The 17260-nt window shown below is 65.4% G+C and carries 23 protein-coding genes; 14 read left to right on the forward strand and 9 right to left on the reverse strand.

Annotation, left to right across the window (positions count from 1 at the left end):
* Positions 1 to 14 precede the first annotated feature (14 nt).
* Together DT603_RS14665 and DT603_RS14670 are read left to right on the forward strand one after the other, a co-directional pair.
* A complete protein-coding gene (locus DT603_RS14665; protein WP_162350732.1) occupies positions 15 to 686 on the forward strand; it encodes an arylesterase in 672 nt (223 codons plus the stop codon).
* 142 nt (positions 687 to 828) lie between these two features.
* A complete protein-coding gene (locus DT603_RS14670) occupies positions 829 to 1092 on the forward strand; it encodes a hypothetical protein (protein WP_162350733.1) in 264 nt (87 codons plus the stop codon).
* 358 nt (positions 1093 to 1450) lie between these two features.
* Here DT603_RS14670 and DT603_RS14675 read toward each other — a convergent pair whose 3' ends face one another.
* A complete protein-coding gene (locus DT603_RS14675) occupies positions 1451 to 2113 on the reverse strand; it encodes a DsbA family oxidoreductase (RefSeq protein WP_162350734.1) in 663 nt (220 codons plus the stop codon).
* 312 nt (positions 2114 to 2425) lie between these two features.
* Here DT603_RS14675 and DT603_RS14680 point away from each other — a divergent pair, with 312 nt between their 5' ends.
* A complete protein-coding gene (locus DT603_RS14680) occupies positions 2426 to 2944 on the forward strand; it encodes a fasciclin domain-containing protein (RefSeq protein WP_343037771.1) in 519 nt (172 codons plus the stop codon).
* Positions 2945 to 3126: 182 nt separating this feature from the next.
* On the opposite strand, the gene DT603_RS14685 is transcribed toward DT603_RS14680, so the two are convergent.
* A complete protein-coding gene (locus DT603_RS14685) occupies positions 3127 to 3528 on the reverse strand; it encodes a DUF3224 domain-containing protein (RefSeq protein WP_162350735.1) in 402 nt (133 codons plus the stop codon).
* A 120-nt stretch (positions 3529 to 3648) separates the two neighbouring features.
* Between DT603_RS14685 and msrB the strand changes: the two genes are divergently transcribed.
* From msrB to DT603_RS16230, 6 genes are all read left to right on the forward strand, one after another.
* Positions 3649 to 4116, forward strand: a complete 468-nt coding sequence (gene msrB / locus DT603_RS14690; RefSeq protein ID WP_162350736.1) for a peptide-methionine (R)-S-oxide reductase MsrB — start codon at positions 3649 to 3651, stop codon at positions 4114 to 4116.
* A 111-nt stretch (positions 4117 to 4227) separates the two neighbouring features.
* Positions 4228 to 4797 carry a DUF3016 domain-containing protein gene (locus DT603_RS14695; protein ID WP_162350737.1) on the forward strand — a complete coding sequence of 190 codons (570 nt, stop codon included), beginning with the start codon at positions 4228 to 4230 and terminating at the stop codon, positions 4795 to 4797.
* 65 nt (positions 4798 to 4862) lie between these two features.
* The gene (locus tag DT603_RS14700; RefSeq protein ID WP_162350757.1) at positions 4863 to 5630 is read left to right on the forward strand and encodes a HipA family kinase; all 768 of its coding nucleotides are present in this window, start codon (positions 4863 to 4865) and stop codon (positions 5628 to 5630) included.
* The gene (locus DT603_RS14705; RefSeq protein ID WP_162350738.1) at positions 5617 to 6018 is read left to right on the forward strand and encodes a DUF3037 domain-containing protein; all 402 of its coding nucleotides are present in this window, start codon (positions 5617 to 5619) and stop codon (positions 6016 to 6018) included. The genes DT603_RS14700 and DT603_RS14705 overlap by 14 nt, the downstream gene beginning before the upstream one ends.
* Before the next feature lie 127 nt (positions 6019 to 6145).
* Complete coding sequence (locus DT603_RS14710) at positions 6146 to 6616, forward strand: hypothetical protein (protein ID WP_162350739.1); 471 nt, start codon at positions 6146 to 6148, stop codon at positions 6614 to 6616.
* Positions 6617 to 6754: 138 nt separating this feature from the next.
* The gene (locus tag DT603_RS16230; RefSeq protein WP_281350923.1) at positions 6755 to 6886 is read left to right on the forward strand and encodes a hypothetical protein; all 132 of its coding nucleotides are present in this window, start codon (positions 6755 to 6757) and stop codon (positions 6884 to 6886) included.
* A 44-nt stretch (positions 6887 to 6930) separates the two neighbouring features.
* Here the strand turns inward: DT603_RS16230 and DT603_RS14715 are convergent, their stop codons facing one another.
* Positions 6931 to 7473, reverse strand: a complete 543-nt coding sequence (locus DT603_RS14715) for a DUF6630 family protein (protein ID WP_162350740.1) — start codon at positions 7471 to 7473, stop codon at positions 6931 to 6933.
* Positions 7474 to 7621: 148 nt separating this feature from the next.
* Here DT603_RS14715 and DT603_RS14720 point away from each other — a divergent pair, with 148 nt between their 5' ends.
* On the forward strand, positions 7622 to 7906 hold the full coding sequence (locus tag DT603_RS14720) for a DUF4031 domain-containing protein (protein ID WP_162350741.1): 285 nt from the start codon (positions 7622 to 7624) through the stop codon (positions 7904 to 7906).
* A 6-nt stretch (positions 7907 to 7912) separates the two neighbouring features.
* Here DT603_RS14720 and DT603_RS14725 read toward each other — a convergent pair whose 3' ends face one another.
* Positions 7913 to 9136 (reverse strand): DUF418 domain-containing protein, encoded by a 1224-nt coding sequence (locus tag DT603_RS14725; RefSeq protein WP_162350742.1) that lies wholly within the window; start codon positions 9134 to 9136, stop codon positions 7913 to 7915.
* A 66-nt stretch (positions 9137 to 9202) separates the two neighbouring features.
* Between DT603_RS14725 and DT603_RS14730 the strand changes: the two genes are divergently transcribed.
* Together DT603_RS14730 and DT603_RS14735 are read left to right on the forward strand one after the other, a co-directional pair.
* Positions 9203 to 9445, forward strand: coding sequence for a DUF3297 family protein (locus DT603_RS14730; protein WP_162350743.1), 243 nt, complete (start codon positions 9203 to 9205; stop codon positions 9443 to 9445).
* 303 nt (positions 9446 to 9748) lie between these two features.
* Entirely contained in the window at positions 9749 to 10390 is a 642-nt protein-coding gene (locus DT603_RS14735) for a hypothetical protein (RefSeq protein ID WP_162350744.1), read from the forward strand.
* Positions 10391 to 10454: 64 nt separating this feature from the next.
* On the opposite strand, the gene DT603_RS14740 is transcribed toward DT603_RS14735, so the two are convergent.
* The 3 genes from DT603_RS14740 to DT603_RS14750 are packed head-to-tail and all read right to left on the reverse strand — an operon-like array spanning position 10455 to position 14166.
* Positions 10455 to 12401: an alpha/beta hydrolase family protein gene (locus tag DT603_RS14740; protein ID WP_162350758.1), complete on the reverse strand. Its 1947-nt coding sequence runs from the start codon at positions 12399 to 12401 to the stop codon at positions 10455 to 10457.
* Between the two features lie 56 nt (positions 12402 to 12457).
* Positions 12458 to 13231, reverse strand: coding sequence for an ABC transporter permease (locus DT603_RS14745; RefSeq protein ID WP_162350745.1), 774 nt, complete (start codon positions 13229 to 13231; stop codon positions 12458 to 12460).
* Complete coding sequence (locus DT603_RS14750) at positions 13228 to 14166, reverse strand: ATP-binding cassette domain-containing protein (RefSeq protein WP_162350746.1); 939 nt, start codon at positions 14164 to 14166, stop codon at positions 13228 to 13230. Before DT603_RS14750 ends, DT603_RS14745 begins: the two co-directional genes overlap by 4 nt.
* Before the next feature lie 154 nt (positions 14167 to 14320).
* On the opposite strand from DT603_RS14750, the gene DT603_RS14755 reads away from it, so the two are divergent.
* Positions 14321 to 14698 carry a YciI family protein gene (locus DT603_RS14755; RefSeq protein ID WP_162350747.1) on the forward strand — a complete coding sequence of 126 codons (378 nt, stop codon included), beginning with the start codon at positions 14321 to 14323 and terminating at the stop codon, positions 14696 to 14698.
* 227 nt (positions 14699 to 14925) lie between these two features.
* Positions 14926 to 15165 (forward strand): hypothetical protein, encoded by a 240-nt coding sequence (locus DT603_RS14760; protein WP_162350748.1) that lies wholly within the window; start codon positions 14926 to 14928, stop codon positions 15163 to 15165.
* Positions 15166 to 15344: 179 nt separating this feature from the next.
* On the opposite strand, the gene DT603_RS14765 is transcribed toward DT603_RS14760, so the two are convergent.
* Both DT603_RS14765 and DT603_RS14770 read right to left on the reverse strand, forming a co-directional pair.
* Positions 15345 to 16571, reverse strand: coding sequence for a GAF domain-containing sensor histidine kinase (locus tag DT603_RS14765; protein ID WP_162350749.1), 1227 nt, complete (start codon positions 16569 to 16571; stop codon positions 15345 to 15347).
* A gap of 202 nt (positions 16572 to 16773) precedes the next feature.
* A partial coding sequence (locus DT603_RS14770) for a M23 family metallopeptidase (RefSeq protein WP_162350750.1) occupies positions 16774 to 17260 on the reverse strand: 487 nt, incomplete at its 5' end.

The following is a 17260-nucleotide window of genomic DNA, read 5'->3' on the forward strand; positions in this document are numbered from 1 at the left end:
AGTGGAGACGCGGGATGAATTCAGGTTATGCGGGCTGGCGCGCCCCGGTTCAATGGGCCATTGGTCTTGTGATGCTGATGCTCGCCATGGCGGCACCCACGCTGTCCGCGCAGGCAACGCCCAATGCCACCAAGCCCGTACGCACGGTGCTGGTGATGGGCGATTCACTCTCCGCAGCCTATGGCCTGTCCGCCTCCCAGGGCTGGGTCGCGCTGACCGCCGACCGCGTGACCCGCCTCCGGCCGGGCTGGCGGATGGTAAACGCCAGCATCAGCGGGGAAACCACCGCGGGCGGCGCTTCGCGCATCGCCGGCGAGCTGAAACGCAGCAAGCCGTCTGTGGTGGTTATCGAACTGGGTGCCAATGACGGCCTGCGCGGTCTGCCGCTGGCGCTGACCCGCGCCAACCTGGAGCGCATGATCAAACTGTCCCAGGCCTCCGGCGCCAGGGTCCTGCTGGTGGGCATGCGCATGCCGCCGAACCTGGGCCGCGACTACACCCAGGGCTTCGAACGCAATTACAGCGAACTGTCAAAGCTGCACAAGACCGGTTTCCTGCCGTTCCTGCTGGAGCCGATCGCCCGGGATCGCGCCAACTTCCAGCCGGACAACCTTCATCCGGTCGCGTCTGCGCAGCCGAAATTGCGTGACCATGTCTGGAAAAGCCTCGCCCCCTTGCTCGATTGAAGTTCATTCCGTGAACCGCGCTGTAGTCTTCACGCGCGGTTGCCGCAAATACAACGCCAGTTTCATAGAACCCCAACATCGGCTTTGAGATGCTTTTGCAAGAGGACTCCTCCTCCATAAATTCGCCTGACAGGAGAACCCAATGCGTGCCTTGTTCATCGGTGGCGTGGTCGACAACAGTGAGATGGATCTGGATGGCAACCAGCCACCGGTGCATTACCCGGAAAACAGCGGCAGTGGCCGCCCGCGTTATCGACTGCACCAGGTCGGTCAGCGTGACGACGGCAGCATCGCCTACGCCGTGTACGGCGCGCCGGATGTCGCCGACCAGGAAGTGGAGCGGGTAGCCGATGAACGTGGTTATGCGCGACGGTTCGAGGCCAAGGCCACGGTGGCCGAACACTGAACTCAAGAGGCGATCCGTCCCAACTTTCCCGACCGGATGGGCGCGTTGTCCCTGACGAAAGAGCGCTTGGACTTACGGGTGCTTGCCTGCAACGGTTGATTTACTTGAGGACGCGTGCAGGCTTGTAGCGAACCTTCCAGGCTTAATGCCTAGACCCGTCATCAGCCTGCACGTCGATCCGGATGGGTTCTCCATGAACGGGTTCCGGGACGCGTCCGCGTCCCGGCAATCGGCGTTAGCGCTTTCGTCATCTACGGCCGCATGCTGAACTCCGGTCACTGATCCGCCACATCCAACAGCACCCATCGCCCTCACTGGCTAACCCGCAGCTTGCAAGCGCCGGGTGGCTTGCCACACCTCAGGCTTGGGCCGGGGCAATACCGGACAGCTGGCGCAATGCCTGCTCGAACAGCTCCACAGGTTGCCCGCCCTGGACCAGATGACGATCATTGAAGATCACCGAGGGCACCGCACTGATTCCCTGTTCGGTGTAGTGGCGCTCCTGGTCGCGGACGGCCTGGGCGTATTCATCGGAGGCCAGCAGCTGCCGCGCACGCACGCCATCCAGGCCCGCCTCTTCTGCTGACTTCACCAGCACTTCCATTGAAGACACGTCCTTGCCATCCGTGAAGTAGGCGCGCAACAACGCATGCTTCAGCGCGAGCTGGCGCTCGGGATCCGCCAGCCCTGCCCAGTGCAGCAGACGATGCGCATCGAAGGTGTTGTATACCCGGCGCCGGCGGTCCATGCGGAACTCGAAGCCCAGCTCCGCCCCTCGCACGCGGATCGCCTCGCCATTCCGTGCCGCCTGCTCGGCGCTGATGCCGTACTTGCGGGTCAGGTGCTCGACCGCGTCCTCGCCGTCGGCGGGCATCTGCGGATTGAGTTCAAATGGCTGGAAGTGCAGCTCGGCCTGCAAACCGCGAATCCGGGCCATGGCCTCCTCCAGCGCGCGCAGGCCGACGGCGCACCACGGGCAGGCGACATCGGAGACAAAGTCGATCTTGATGGGTCGGGACATGCAGGCTGGCATCCGGAGACGGGGGATGCACTGGAGATGGGGTTGGAAACTGGCGCTATCAATCGACGCCAACCCCGAATGGTTAATTCGACGTGATGCATCCGTGTGGCGCCGGCTTGCGTAAGCACTCCGAACCCGCGATCCGGCCGCCAGGCCAGCATCGCGAGTGCCCACCCACTTCCAACGGAGCCACCCATGAAAAAGAGCCTGATCGCACTCGCCATCCTCACTGCAAGCCTGTCGGCCGCATGCGCGCCCAAACAGGAAACCGCCATGCCGGCGCCCGCCGCCGACGCTGCACCGACCACGGAGATGGCGGCTGCACCAGAACCCGCCGAAGCCATGCCAGCGGCCAATCCCATGGTGGGCGGCGCCGAAATGTTCGCCGACAAGGACATCATCGACAACGCCGTCAATTCGAAGGACCACACCACGCTGGTCGCGGCAGTCAAGGCCGCCGGCCTGGTCGAAACGCTGAAAGGCGCCGGCCCGTTCACCGTGTTCGCCCCTACCAACGCCGCCTTCGACGCACTGCCGGCCGGAACAGTGGACGGCCTGCTCAAACCCGCGATGAAGGCCGACCTGAGCAAGGTGCTGACCTATCACGTGGTTCCGGGCAAACTGGACGCGGCGGCTCTGTCAGCGCAGATCCAGGCCGGTGGCGGCAGTGCCACGCTCACCACGGTCCAGGGCGAGGCCCTCACCGCCAAGGCCGCCGGCAACGGCATCACCCTGACCGACGCCAAGGGCAACGTGGCCAATGTGACCACGGCTGACGTTTACCAGAGCAATGGCGTAATCCATGTAGTGGACAAGGTCCTGATGCCGTAAGCGTCCTCGTCGTCGCTTGCGCATCACCGAAAAGGGGACGACCTCGGTCGTCCCCTTTTTGTTGGTCGCGCCCGTTGCGCCTTGTCGCGGCCACGCGTCATTTTTGCTGCTGCCCGCGTGGCCTGGTGCGACGGGCCAGGCCCGGCCTGCAGGTCGTCCGCAGGGCATCCCCTGTCGGCGGGTCACGGGTGCGAAGGCAGCCCGTAGTCGAAATCGTAGTAATGCTTGCCGCTTTCAATCCGGATAACCAGCGTCCCGGTCAGGCCGGCCAGCGCATCGGTTCCCGTGTCCGGTACCACCTCGATCGAAAGGGTCTGCCCCGAGGCCGTCATCACGCCGCGGTGCACCAGGGTGAAACTGCCGCCACGGCCGTGCAGGGTGCCGGTGACCCGCTCGATGGCCACGTACGCAGCCGAGGTGGGAATGTTGCTGCGTGCCGCCAGCATCTCGCCCTTGCCGACGGCCTGCAAATCGCCGTTGAACTGCTTGTCCAGCGACATCCTGCCCAGGCTGGAGCCAGGTCCGACATCGCCTGGTCCCTGCGGTTGCATCTGCACTTCGAAACTGCCTGTCGCAAACGCCATTGCCCGTCTCTCCCGGTAATCTGGAAACATGCTGACCCCGCCCCCACCTTGGGTCAACACCTGGCCGCTTCGCAAGGCGCGCCCCTGCACAATGGCAATTCCACTGAACAAGGAATCGATATGAGCGCCTTCGACCTGACCCCGCCCGATCCCGCCGAACGCCAGGCGCTGGTCGCCCCGCTGACTGGGGAAGAGCGCCGCGTATTGCTGGAACACGGCACCGAGGCTGCGTTCTGCGGCGTGTTCCTCGACAACAAGCTGGAAGGCGTCTACACCTGCCGCCTGTGCGGCCTGCCGCTGTTCCGTTCCAGTGCCAAGTTCGATTCCGGCACCGGCTGGCCCAGTTTCTTCCAGCCTTACGACCAGGCGCATGTGAGGACGATCCGCGACACCAGCTACGGCATGATCCGCACTGAAATCGTCTGCGCACGTTGCGACAGCCACCTGGGTCACGTGTTCCCGGATGGCCCACCGCCCACCGGCGAACGCCACTGCCTGAATTCGCTCTCGCTGGCTTTCACCGAACAGGGCGCAGCCTTTCCTGATCCGTTGCGCCGCGGCGGTGCCGAAGGCATTGCGGCCGACTGACGCGGGTTGCGCATGAACAGCCTGCAACCACGGGTGGCTCGACTGCCACCGCGTGACGCATCGCAGGCCGATCGGAGCAGACTGTGGTCCCCCGGCCACTGGAGTTCGAAGATGAAGATCCCATCACTGGTTGCGGTGTTGCTGTCGGCCTTGCTGTTCGCGGGCCCGGTCAGCGCCAGGCCCGCCAATGTCACCGACCCCGACGCGCCCCGCAGCCTCCCGGCCAGCGGCCCGGTCAGCGTGAGCTGGAGCGATCCGGCCCAGTTCACCGAATTGCGTTACAGCCACAATCGCTGGGAAGCGCAACGCGGCGACTGGGTGGTGAAACTGGCGGAGCACCTGCGCAAGGGCACCGAAAAAGTCTTGCCGGCAGGGCAACGCGTCGAGTTCAACATCACCGACATCAAGCGGGCCGGCGACTACGAGCCCTGGCATGGGACGAGCGGGCAGGACGTGCGCATCGTGCGCGACATCTATCCGCCGCGCATGACGTTCACCTTCGTCCGCTATGGCAGCGACGGCCAGGTGATCGACCGGGGCGAACGCAAGCTGGTCGACATGGGCTTCCTCTCCCGTGGCGGCAACGGCCTCGACAGCGATCCACTGCGCCATGAAAAACGCATGCTGGACAGCTGGATCCGGCGCGAACTCAATGACCAGCGCCGGCTCGGGATGCGCTGAGCGCCGGGCTCTGGCAATCGGCGACGAAGCCGGCGCTTCTTGCCGTTATCCTTGTGCGCATGGACCTGCGCACCGTTTCCGCCACCCGCTACGTCACTCCGCTGCGCGAAGGTGGCTCGCTGCCGGCGGTGGTCGAGGCCGACGATGACGGCATGTACGTGCTCAAGTTCCGCGGTGCCGGCCAGGGTGCCAAGGCGCTGGTGGCCGAGCTCATCGCCGGTGGCATTGCGCGGGCGCTGCAGCTGCCCATCCCCGAGATCGTGCTGCTGGACCTGGACCCGGACCTGGCGCGTACCGAGCCGGATCCGGAGATCCAGCACCTGATCCGCGCCAGCGCGGGCCTGAACCTGGCGCTGGATTACCTGCCGGGCGCGGTCAACTTCGATCCGGTCGCCGAACAGCCCAGCGCCGCCCTGGCCTCGCGCATCGTCTGGTTCGACGCCTATGTCAGCAACGTCGACCGCACGCCGCGCAACACCAACCTGCTGATCTGGCATCGCAAGCTGTGGCTGATCGACCATGGCGCGGCGCTCTACTTCCAGCACGGCTGGGATGGCGGCAGCGGCAATGCGGGCAATCCCTTCAAACTGATCAAGGACCACGTGCTGCTGCCCTGGGCCGATGGCCTGGCCGAAGCGGACGAGGAACTGTCGCGCAGGCTTGGCCGCGAGCTGCTGGGCGACATCGTGGCGCAAGTGCCCGATGCCTGGCTGGCGGGCGCCGACGCCTTCGCCGATCCATCCACCCAGCGCGCGGCCTACGTCGACTACCTGGTCAAGCGCCTTGAACAGCGCCAGGCCTTCGTGCAGGAGGCAATCGATGCACGCCGATAGCCCGTCCAGTCATTACGACTACGCGGTGATCCGGGTGGTGCCGCGGGTCGAACGCGAGGAGTTCATCAACGTGGGGGTGATCCTGTCCTGCGAAGCCTTGCGCTATCTGGAAGCCCGCATCGAACTTGACGAACCGCGCGTATTGGCGCTGGCCCCGGACCTGGACCTGGAATCGCTGCGTCGTCACCTGGACACCATCCCGGCCATCTGCCGCGGCGGTGAGGGCACCGGCCCGATCGGACTGCTGCCCCAGCGCGCGCGCTTCCACTGGTTGACGGCGCGCCGCAGTTCGATCATCCAGACCTCGCCCGTGCACATGGGCAAGTGCGGTGACATGCCGTCGATCATGGAACACCTGCTGCAGCGCATGGTGCGCACCGGTAGCTGACGACGGCCGAAACAAGTACTCGCACGACGTTAACAATTGCTTCCCGACAATCGCCGCTCATTTGGGGTCGCGCCGCCGGAACCACGCTTCTGGGGATCCGCAGCGCCAGCACAGGAGGTCGCAACGCATGAACCAGAAGCTCAAGGCCGGCTCGGTGGAGTTGGAAGTCGCATTCACCGACTGGATCAAGAAAAACGCCTACAGCCCTTCCGAAGCGATCGATTTCTTCATGGAGCGCTCCGAGTACGTGCGCAATGCCGTGGACACGGTGGTCGAGCATGCGCGCAAGAAGATCATGGACCGCACCCGCCAGCACCTGACCCGGCTGTCCGAAGACACCGTCTTCACCGCCCAGTTCCCCATGGTCTATGGCTGCAAGAACCTGGATGACAAGGACATGCGCTATACCGTGTCCATGACCATCGGCGAGAACGAAGCGCAGTGGGTCGGCAAGGTGTGGGCCGATGGCGAGTACCTTGGCGAGGTGCACGGCAGCGGCAGCGGGCCCAAGGCGAACTATGTGGAGCTGGCGCGCATGCACATCGAATCACACATCCGCTGCGCCGGTCCGTTCAAGCCGCGACTGCGGAAGGGCTGACGGCCGCTTCGGGGCGGATCGGGAGCGGCGCGTGAAAAACGCTTGCTCGCAAGGTCGCAGGCGGTTAACACGAGGTCCCCTACAACGCGAACACCGGGCACGTTGGGTGCCCGGCCAGTCCGCCTACGGAGCACCGCCATGAACAAGCGCACCAACCTTCCCGCCGACGAACAGGCCGGCAAGCGCAGCTACGCAGCCCAGGAAGACCAGCAGGAAGCCAGCCGCCGCCAGCCATCGCGTGCCCAGGGCGGCGATGACGAAGAAGAGTGAAAGCGTGCGGGAGCAGGCTGGCCCTGCTCCCGCCCCGCTGGGGATCAGAACGAATCGCTGCCCGGGCGCAGTTCGATGTTCATGGCCACTGCCACCAGTCGCATTGCCTCGTCATCACGGCTCAGGGTGATCCAGCCGCCGAAGCTGTCGCTGCCGGTGTCCCAGGTCCATAGGGTGTAGCCCCGTTCGCGCAGTCCATCGTAGGCCGTGGACATCAGGGCGGGAATGTCGGTGCCTTGCAGGAATTCCTCGTCCGACGGATCACCGCCCCAGTCGATCTCCAGGTTCCAGCGCCGCACCAGCTCGGTGACACTGTCGATGAAGGTCTCGGTGTCTTTCCAGTCGATGAAAAACCCCGAGGTCCAGTCGATGGCGTCCTTGAGCAGCCACACCGGCTCGACGTCCTCGCCGGCCTCCGCGGCGGCCTCCTGGTACACCGAGAACTGCCGCAGCGCCGTTTCCTCGTCGCCCGGATTGATCAGCAACAGCAGCTGCCAGGCCAACGCCTCGCTGGACAGCTCATCGACCTCGTCGGCGTCCTGGGGCTCTGCTTCGTGATCGCCGTAATCGGCTTCGTTGTCAGGCATGGGAAAGGGCCGGAATCGCGGTGCGGGTGCAGATAGTGCCGCCTGCGGACCGGCTTGGAAAGCCTTTCCTCGTGAATAACCGCGACCCGGAGGGCGCAGTTCGCTGACAGCCTTCGCACGGCGGCGGCGAGTGTGGAAAACTTGGTGCATGACCGTATACGTGGACGATGCAGTGACCTTGTGGCGCGGCCAGCGCTGGGCCCACCTGATGGCCGACAGCCTGGAAGAACTGCATGCGATGGCCGCGCAACTGGGCCTGCCGCGACGCGCCTTCCAGGACAAGCCCAGCGGCGCGCATTACGACATCACCGTCGAGATGCGCGAACAGGCCATGCTGCTGGGCGTGAACCCCATATCGCGCCACGTCGACCGGGAGCGGATGCGTGCGGTGATCCGCAACGCCCGGGCCCAGGCCAGCGGGCGGCGCGACTGAGGCAACTCAGGCGAGCACGGGCCGCGCGGTGCGGGTCGGCTGCAGGCGCCCGTAGGTCAGCGACCGCCACAACCATTCGACCGGTCCGAAGCGGAAACGCGCCAGCCACCAGTGGCTGAGCGCCACTTGACCCGAATAGATCAGCATCCAGGCGGCAAGCCAGCCGGCCACGCCCCAGCGCGGGCCGATATCCAGGCCGATCCCATAAAACAGGACGACGCCCAGCATGCTCTGCAGCAGGTAATGGGTGAGCGCCATGCGCCCCATAGGTGCCAGCATGCACATCCACCTTTGCCACCCCGGCCGCAGGAACAGCAAGGCGAATCCGGCCGCATAGGCCACGCCCAGGGCCAACGGTCCACCGCGCAGCAACACCCGGATGGCGAATTTCGACGCTTCGGTATCGAGCCACGCGTACTGTTCGCGCAGCCCGGCCTGGGTGAACTGCAGCCACGTCAGCGCAGCGCCCAGCGCCAGTCCTCCCCAGAACAGCCGTGCAATCAGGACCCGATGCCCCGATGGCCGTTGCAAGAGGCCGCGTCTTCCTGCCCAGTAACCAAGCAGGAACCGGCCCAGCACGAAGCAAAGCAGGGCCCAATTGGAGACCCGCGCCCAGGAGGCCATCTCCAGGTTGCCGCGCAGGGCCTGGGTCGGCGACGCGGAGGCAAATGCCTGCAATGCACCGGCGTAAGCCTCGGACTGCTTCGGCCATGCGGAAAGGATCTCCCGCATCCAGGGCGACAGCAACGGTGGCACCACCAGAGCCAGCGCCAGGCCGCAAGCGAGCAACAGCCAGCCGGGCGCGCGCCGGAAACACACCAGCACCAGGCCCACGACAGCGTAGGTAAGCAGGATGTCGCCCCACCACAACAGCCAGCTGTGCAGCAAGCCGATGACCAGCAGGATCAGCATTCGCCGCACGAACCGGGCCAGCCCGCCACTGGCCTGCGCGCGTTCCATCTGCAGCGAAAACCCAAGCCCGAACAGCAGCGAGAACAGGGTGATGAACTTGATGTTCACCAGCAATTCCATCGCCTGCAACGCCAGCGCATCGAAGGCTGCGGTAGGCAGGGCGGAACGCGCAGGGTCCGGCAGGAATTCGTAGAGGCTGAAGGAGGCCAGGTTGACCATCAGCACGCCGCCCAGCGCAAAGCCACGCAGGGCATCGATAAGGTCGTGGCGCTCGCGCACGGGAGTGGCGGATTCGGTGACGGCGGCGGATTCGGTCATGCGGCAAGACTAAACCAGCGCAGGCGTTTATCCTTTGGGTCCAGCCAAACCCACTGCAGAACCGCCATGTCCGACACGCCTCCCGACCACCTCGCCATCAATCCCGCCAGCCCGTTCCATGACGAGGCCGCCATCGATCGCGGCGTCGGCATCCGCTTCAACGGCGTCGAGCGCGACAATGTCGAGGAATACAGTGTCAGCGAAGGCTGGATCCGCGTGCAGGTCGGCAAGTCCAAGGATCGCCGCGGCAATCCGATGACCATCAAGGTCAAGGGCGAAGTGGTGGCCTACTACCGCGACAACGCCTGACGGCGGACCGGGCCACCGGCGGGTGGCCGTCCGCGGTGCCTGCCTGCCGCTGTCAACGCGTTGTGATCCTGGCCGGACCGGTTGATTGCCGTCATATCGCGATCAACGGCGATCCATCGCTGCACTGTGGCAGCCAGGCTTCTTCGCCGCAGAGTGCGAAGCGTTCCCCGTGCATCGCCAGATTCGGCAAACATGGCCTGGCCGGCCCTGCGGCCGCACTTCGTATTGAAGTGACAGGAGCCGCGTGCAGAAATTTCGTGCGAGCCGCTCCCGCCGCACCGCAACCGCCAGCCAACCTGCGCCATGACTTCCACTGCCACCGATGCCAATGTGACCCGGCCCCGCTCCGTCATCGTGCGCAGCATGTTGCGCGGCGCATGGTTGGGCGTGTTCCTGGGCTTGCTTATCGAAGTGATGGTGTTGCTGGTCCAGGTGCTGCAAGGCGTATTACCGGAAACAGTCACCCTGGTGGCCGACACCGTACAGAAAATATCCTGGTCTTCTTTGATCTGCGCCATCCTCGCCGCGGGTCAAAGCGCCGCGCGGGGAAAGATTTCGTCCGCTGGTGTGGTCGGGCTGGTGGGAGCGCCAATCGCATTCCTGCTGGCGCGTTCGCTGCACAAGGCAATGCTGGAACTGCTTGGCAAGGAAAGCGCCCCCACCGCGATCGCGTGGCTGGGTGCCGGCATCAAGGGCATCGAGTACGCCTTGCTGGGTGCGCTCATGCTTTGGCTCGCCGACCGCGACGCAGGCTGGAAATGGCATGCATTCGCCGGAGCGCTGGTCGGCCTGGCCACCTACGCGCTCGTGTTGTGGTGGCTGCCCGCGGGCGGCGATGCCGTGCAACGCGCCATCATCGAGATCGTGCATCCCATCGGCTGCGCACTGGCCGTGCATGCGGCGACCACCTTCAGCCATCACCTGGGCAGCGGCAAGGACGCCTGATTCCCAGGACTGCAGAGCGAGAGCCGTCAAGCTCCCGTCGCTGCGGAAGATCGACAACTTGGCCTCACTTCGCAGTGGCGCCACCCAGATGCTTCGAAAGGAAGGAAAGCAGGCGCGTGTAGTATTCGCGCCGGTGTTCATCGGTGTAGAAGCCGTGGCCCTCGCTGGGGAAGTACAGCGTCTCCACCGGCACGCCCGCGGCCTTCAACGCCTTCTCCATCTTCTTGCTATGCGCGATGGGTGCACGTTCGTCCTTGCCGCCCGCTGCCAGGAACACCGGCGCCTTGATCCGGCCCGCCAGGTTCACCGGCGACACCGCGCCCAGCGCATCGCGTTCGCCCAGCCAGTCGCCAGCCCAGGTTTTCAGAGAACGGCTGTCGGCGGCAGTGTCCTTGTGCATCTTCTCCAGGTCGTACACGCCTACGTAACCCACCGCGCACGCGTACAACCCCGGTTCCCTCGCGGCACCCATCAGCGCTGCATATCCGCCATAGCTGCCGCCGAAGATGCAGATGCGCGACGGGTCGGCGATCTGCTGCGCGATCAGCCAGCGGGTGGCGTCAGTCAGATCGTCCTGCATGGCCTTGCCCCACTGCCGCGCACCAGCTTGGAGGTAGTCGCGGCCATAGTTGCCCGAGCCGCGATAGTTCAGGCGCAGCACCGCGTAGCCTGCCTCGGCCAGCATCTGGCTGTCGTCGTCGAATCCCCACTCATCGAACACGCCGAACGGACCGCCATGCGGCAGGATCACCACCGGCAGTTCTTTTTCCCTGCCGCTCGGCACAGTGAGGTAGCCGTGCAGGGTCATGCCATCGCGCGCATTCAGCTGGACCGCCCGGGTCGGCGGAACCTTTTCCGGATCGAACCATTCGCGGCGGCTGTAGATGCCTCTCGCAGTTTTCCTGACGGTGTCGAACAGGTAGAAATCGCCGTTGTTGCGGTCGCTCCACACATGCACTACAGCCTTGCTGCCATCGGCGGTGGTCGAGGTAACCGCCACGGCTTCGTTGGGAAAAGCTTTCTCCAGCGTGCGGTACAGGCGTGCGGTAGGCGAGGCTTCGTCGAAGAAGCGGTTGCGGATGCGGTCTGTCATGAACGAAGCGCCAGCCGGCTCGTAGGCATCCAGCCGGTGGATCGTGCGCAATGGATCCACGGCAACGTCGCGCAGCAACTCCTTGCGGCTGCCCGTGGCCGGGTCGTAGGCGAAGATCGCATCCGGACCAGCAGCCATTTCGCTCTGCAGGTAGGCAGTCCTGCCGTCCTCGGAAAATCCCAGCGCATGCACCACCACTCCGCTTTTCGACTCGTCGTTGACCAGTCGCCAGGCCTCGCCGCGGGCATCGCGGTAGTACAGCTTGCTCACGTTGTCGTAGCCGGAGCCGCGGGCGAAACGCACTTCGCCGGAGACGTCGGCGGTGAAACGGGCATTGCGCACCGGCGCCGTGGCCACCGACGTGCGCTGGCGATTGTAGATATCCAATTTCTCCACGCGGGTCTGCGGATCGCTGCCCGGGAGCATCGATGCGACCAGCACGTTGCGTTGATCGCTGGCCAGCGGATCGATCAGGAACACCGCCGATTCCAGGTTCATGCGGATGGTGCCACCGATGCCGGCATTCGAATCGGGGATGCCGTAGGGACTGGCCAGCAGCATCGGGCGGCTGCCATCTGCGTTGACCGCGTGCAGTTCGCCGATGGCATAGGGCGCGTCGCGACTGCCCAGGCGCTGGGCCATCCCCAACACCACGCGTTCGTCGTTGGCCCACCAGAAATCGTCGACCAGCGAATTCTCGCCAGCGATGGCCTTGGCGGTCATGGTCATGTCGGAGAGGCGCAGGACCGCCAGTGCAGTCCGGTCTTCCAGCGGCACGGTCACCGCCATGTATTCGCCGGTGGGCGAGATCTTCATGCGTTCGTAGCGGTCGCGCTTGAGGTACGCCTCCACGTCCACCTGTGCGACAACCGGCGCGGCAAGCATCCACGCCGCCAGCAGAACCAGCGTCCCAGCCATTTTCATCATCGATTTCCCCTGCGGCCGCCCCGGCCGGCAGGTCTATTAAAGCTGAGTCAGGCCTTCAACTTCCATCCCGTCCTGAAGATCCACCAGACCGCCGCCAGGCACAGCGCCAGGAAACCCACGATCGCGGTCAGGCTGACAACCACGTTCACGTCGGCCACGCCGTAGAAGCTCCAGCGGAATCCGCTGATCAGGTACACCACCGGGTTGAACAGGGCGATCTTCTGCCACACCGGCGGCAGCATGTTGATGGAGTAGAACGCGCCGCCCAGGAAGGTCAGCGGGGTCACGATCATCAACGGGATCACCTGCAGTTTCTGGAAGTCGTCGGCCCACAGGCCGATGATGAAACCGAACAGGCTGAAGGTCACCGCGGTGAGCACCAGGAAGCCGACCATCCAGAATGGATGGGCGATTTCATAAGGCACGAAGATCCGCGCCGTAACCAGGATCAGCAGGCCCAGGATCAGCGACTTGGTCGCGGCCGCGCCCACGTAGCCGATCACCACTTCGACGTAGGACACCGGCGCCGACAGCAGCTCGTAGATGGTGCCGGCCCACTTGGGCATGTAGATGCCGAACGAGGCATTGGAGATGCTCTCGTTCAGCAGCGACAGCATGATCAGGCCGGGGATGATGAAGGCGCCGTAGCTGATCCCGTCCACTTCGCCCATGCGCGAGCCGATGGCGGCGCCGAACACCACGAAGTACAGGGAAGTCGACAGCACCGGCGAGGCAATCGACTGGGTGATGGTGCGGAAAGTGCGCGCCATCTCGAAACGATAGATCGCGCGGATCGCGTGCCAGTTGAGGAGGGCGTTCATGGACGCGCCTCCTGGCTGCCATGGACCAGGCTGACGAAGATCTCTTCCAGCGAGCTCTCGCTGGAATGCAGGTCCTTGAAGTCGATGCCGTGCTCGCCCAGCCGCTTCAGCAGCGCGGCGATGCCGGTTTCCTCGGCCTGCGCGTCGAAGGTGTAGACCAGCGAATGGCCCTCGGCGGCCACTTCCAGGGGCAGGTCTGCCAGCGGCGCCGGAACCGCCTGCAGCGGGTTCTGCAGGGTGAGCGTCAGTTGCTTCTTGCCCAGCTTGCGCATCAGCACGTGCTTGTCCTCGACCAGGATGAGTTCACCCTTGCTGATCACGCCGATGCGGTCGGCCATCTCCTCGGCTTCTTCGATGTAATGCGTGGTCAGGATGATGGTGACCCCGCTTTCGCGCAGCTTGCGCACCATTTCCCACATGTCGCGGCGCAGTTCCACGTCGACGCCCGCGGTGGGCTCGTCAAGGAACAGGATGCTCGGCTCGTGCGACAGCGCCTTGGCGATCAGCACGCGGCGCTTCATGCCGCCGGACAGGGTCATGATCTTGCTGTCCTTCTTGTCCCACAACGACAGGTCGCGCAGCACCTTCTCCAGGTATCGCGGGTCGGGGGCCTTGCCGAACAGGCCGCGGCTGAACTTCACCGTCGCCCACACCGTCTCGAACGCGTCGGTGGACAGTTCCTGCGGCACCAGCCCGATCTTGGCGCGGGCGGCGCGGTAGTCGCGCACGATGTCATGGCCGTCGGCAGTGACCGTGCCGCTGCTGGGGTTGACGATGCCGCAGATGATGCTGATCAGGGTGGTCTTGCCGGCGCCGTTGGGGCCAAGCAGGGCCAGGATCTCGCCCTTTCGGATTTCCAGGTTGATCGATTTCAGCGCCTGGAAACCCGACTTGTAGGTCTTGCCCAGGTTCTGGATGGAGATGATGGAAGCCACGGGAGCCTGCAGGACGCATCGAAAGAGCGTGGATCGTACCGGAGCATTCCCCTGGCCGGTGTCCCGTATCCGGGAATATCAATCCCCGACCGCACTGCGGCTTGACCCCTGACGGGCTTGACGGTACTTGTTGGGGCCCGACACGGAGGCCGCCATGCCGCAGTTCCTGGTCCTGATCTACAACGACGAAAGCCTGCTCGGGGCGATGCCCGAGGAGGCCTTCGACACGACAATGCACGAGTGCTTCGTGCATGCCGACGCGCTGCGCGCACAGGGGAAGTTGTCGCAGTCCATGCAGCTGGAAGCGCCGGCCACGGCCAGGACCGTGCGCATTCGCAACGGCCGCACCAGCGTGGTCGACGGGCCTTTTGCCGAAACCAAGGAAATGCTCGGTGGTTTCAACCTGATCGAGGCGGCCGACCTGGACGAGGCGGTCCGCATCGCCTCGGAGTTCCCCTGGGCCGAGACCGGCTGCATCGAGGTACGGCCGGTACGCGATATCGATGCGGTGCGCAGGCGGGTCGGCGCCTGAGCCCGGCTGGCGCCGATCACGGCGCGCTTTCGCGGTCCCGCTGCCTCTGCCTCGACCTGCAACAGTCAATTCCGCCAACGGAAACACAGACAGGCCAAGTCCTTGCCGCCTGGCCCCGGCCCCGATCACACCCCCGCGGCGCTGAAAGGCGCATAGTGGGGGTGGAAGCCGCGCTCTGCGGTACCCGCGCGGGTGCGCAAGGCATCCGCCGCATCGCAGGAGGATTGATGAAAGCCAAGAAAGCCAGTGGTAAAGGCCCGGCCCCCAAGGGTCCGCCGGCCGGTAGCGACGGAAACACGCACAAGCGCATCGAGAGCGAACGCATTGCCAGCGACATCGCCGATTACGAAAAATCGGGCGGCAAGGTCGAAAAGCTCGGCGTGACCCGGGTGTTGCAGACGGTCGCCCCCGCGCAGAGCGGAGAAGTGCCCAAGTCGACGCCTTCGGTCCGGCCACGCTCGCGTTAGCCACGCACCGTACCTGCGGCGCGCGCAAGCCGCGCTGGAATGCAAAGCCGGGCCATGCCCGGCTTTTTTATTGCCGGCCTGGCAATCCAGGCGCCGATCACCGGGTCGGCAATCGGCGGGACAGCGGCAGCCCGGCATGCGACCGGCCGCTTTTCCGGTCAGGGCCAGGCATCCCCGCTTCAATCCTGGTCGTGCACCACAGCTGCGCCTGCGCGACTGGTGCACGGCATGCTGAAACGGAACACGGTGCCGCCATCGATGGACTCCACCGACAGCGTGCCGTCGTGGGCCCGGGCGATTTCGGCCGCGATGTACAGACCCAGCCCCAGGCCGGGACGCGGCTGATCGGAAACGGCGCGGGTGAAGGGCCGGAACAGGCGTTCGGCGTGGTCATCGGAAATGGTGCCGCGGCTGTGCACGGCAAGGCTGAAATGGTCGTCCGCCGCGCGCGCCTCGATGCGGATCGGGGCGCCGGGTTCGCCATGGGTGACCGCATTGGTGAGCAGGTTGGACACCAGCTGGGCCATGCGCTGGCGATCGCAGACCACCGGCACCTCGATGGCGATATGCGCCTGGATGTCGGGACGCGCGCAGGCGATGCGCACTTCCTCCACGACCTGCAGCAGTTCCCCCGCCAGTTCCTTGTCGGCGTACAGCGATACCGGAATGCCCCCGCCCAGGCGCCCGCGCGCGAAGTCCAGCACGTCATGCACCAGGTGGACCATGCGCCCCACGCTCTGCTGGATGCGCATCACGTTGCGACGGGCGCGCTCGCCCAGCGGTTCCATCTGCAGCAGTTCGGAAGCCATGCTGATCGCCTGCATGGGATTGCGCAGGTCGTGGCCCAGCACCGCGATGAACTGGTCGCGCAGCTCGCCGGTCGCATGGGCCGTCTGCAGGTCCAACTCGGCGCGCTCGGCGCGCTCCTGTACTTCGAGCTGCGCGCCGATAAGCTGCCCGAACAGGTCCAGCGCCTTCAGCACCTGCTCGTCCTTGAACACCGCCGGGTGCGAATCGATCGCGCAGAGCGTGCCGAACAGGCTGCCGTCGGTGCGGAAGATCGGCACCGAAACGTAGCTCTCGAATCCGTACAGCTTGGGCGTGGGGTGGTGGCGGAATTCGGGATGCACGCTGGCATGGCCGAATATGACCGGCTGGTGGCTGTGGCGGATCTCGTTGCAGATGGTGGTTTCCAGCGCCAGTTCGCCGCCAGGCTGCAGGCCGAAATTCATCTGGTCGTAGACCGCGCAGGCGGTCCAGCTGGTGTCGGTGACACGCGCCACGGCAGCGAAGCGCAGGCCGGTGAGGTGGGCCACGGCCTCAAGGATGCGCGGCACGGCCTGCAAGCGCGCGATAGCCGCCACGTCCTCGGCGACAGGACCATCGACTCGTGCGTTCAGCCCCATGGGCGGCGTTCCCGTTCCCCGATCAAGGGCCGATTATCTGCCCAAAGCACACAGCGTGCGCAGCGCTGGGGGAGCGCGGCAGCCGCATACGGCTGAAGTATCGTTCACGCAGAGGAGCACGCAGGCTCCGGCGTTGCGCCTGACTTCAGCGATGCCCGACTGCGGCTCGCGCAGACACGGCAGCCGGTGTCGGCCGGCCGCCTCAACGCTTGCCGGTAAGCAGCGGATACGGATTGACCGCCGTGCCTTCCCACCAATGCCGTTCCGGACCCAGTACGAAGACGGCGAAATGCAGGTGCGGCGCGTCGGGGCTGGCATTGCCGGTGGCGCCGACGTAGCCGATCACCTGCCCACGCTTGATCGCCTGCTGCTCGGCCAGCCCGTCTGCATAGCGCTGCAGGTGCGCGTAGTAGTAAGCGAACTGGCCCGAGGGCTCGAACTGATACAGGGTCAGGCCACCCCGGTCACTGGTGAAGAGCTTTTCCACCCGACCATCGGCCACGGCCAGCACCGGCGTGCCTGCGGCCGCCATGATGTCGATGGCATCGTGCGCACGGCCCTCGCTGCGCGCGTCGGTAAAGGTATCCACCAGGTCAGTGGCCGTCTTGCCCTGGACCGGCACCAGCAGGGCGCCCGCTGCAGGCAGCGGCGGCCCGGCAGGTGCTGGGGTCGGGGTCGGGGTCGCGGCC

The organism is Pseudoxanthomonas gei (genome assembly GCF_010119615.1).
Lineage (GTDB): Bacteria > Pseudomonadota > Gammaproteobacteria > Xanthomonadales > Xanthomonadaceae > Pseudoxanthomonas_A > Pseudoxanthomonas_A gei.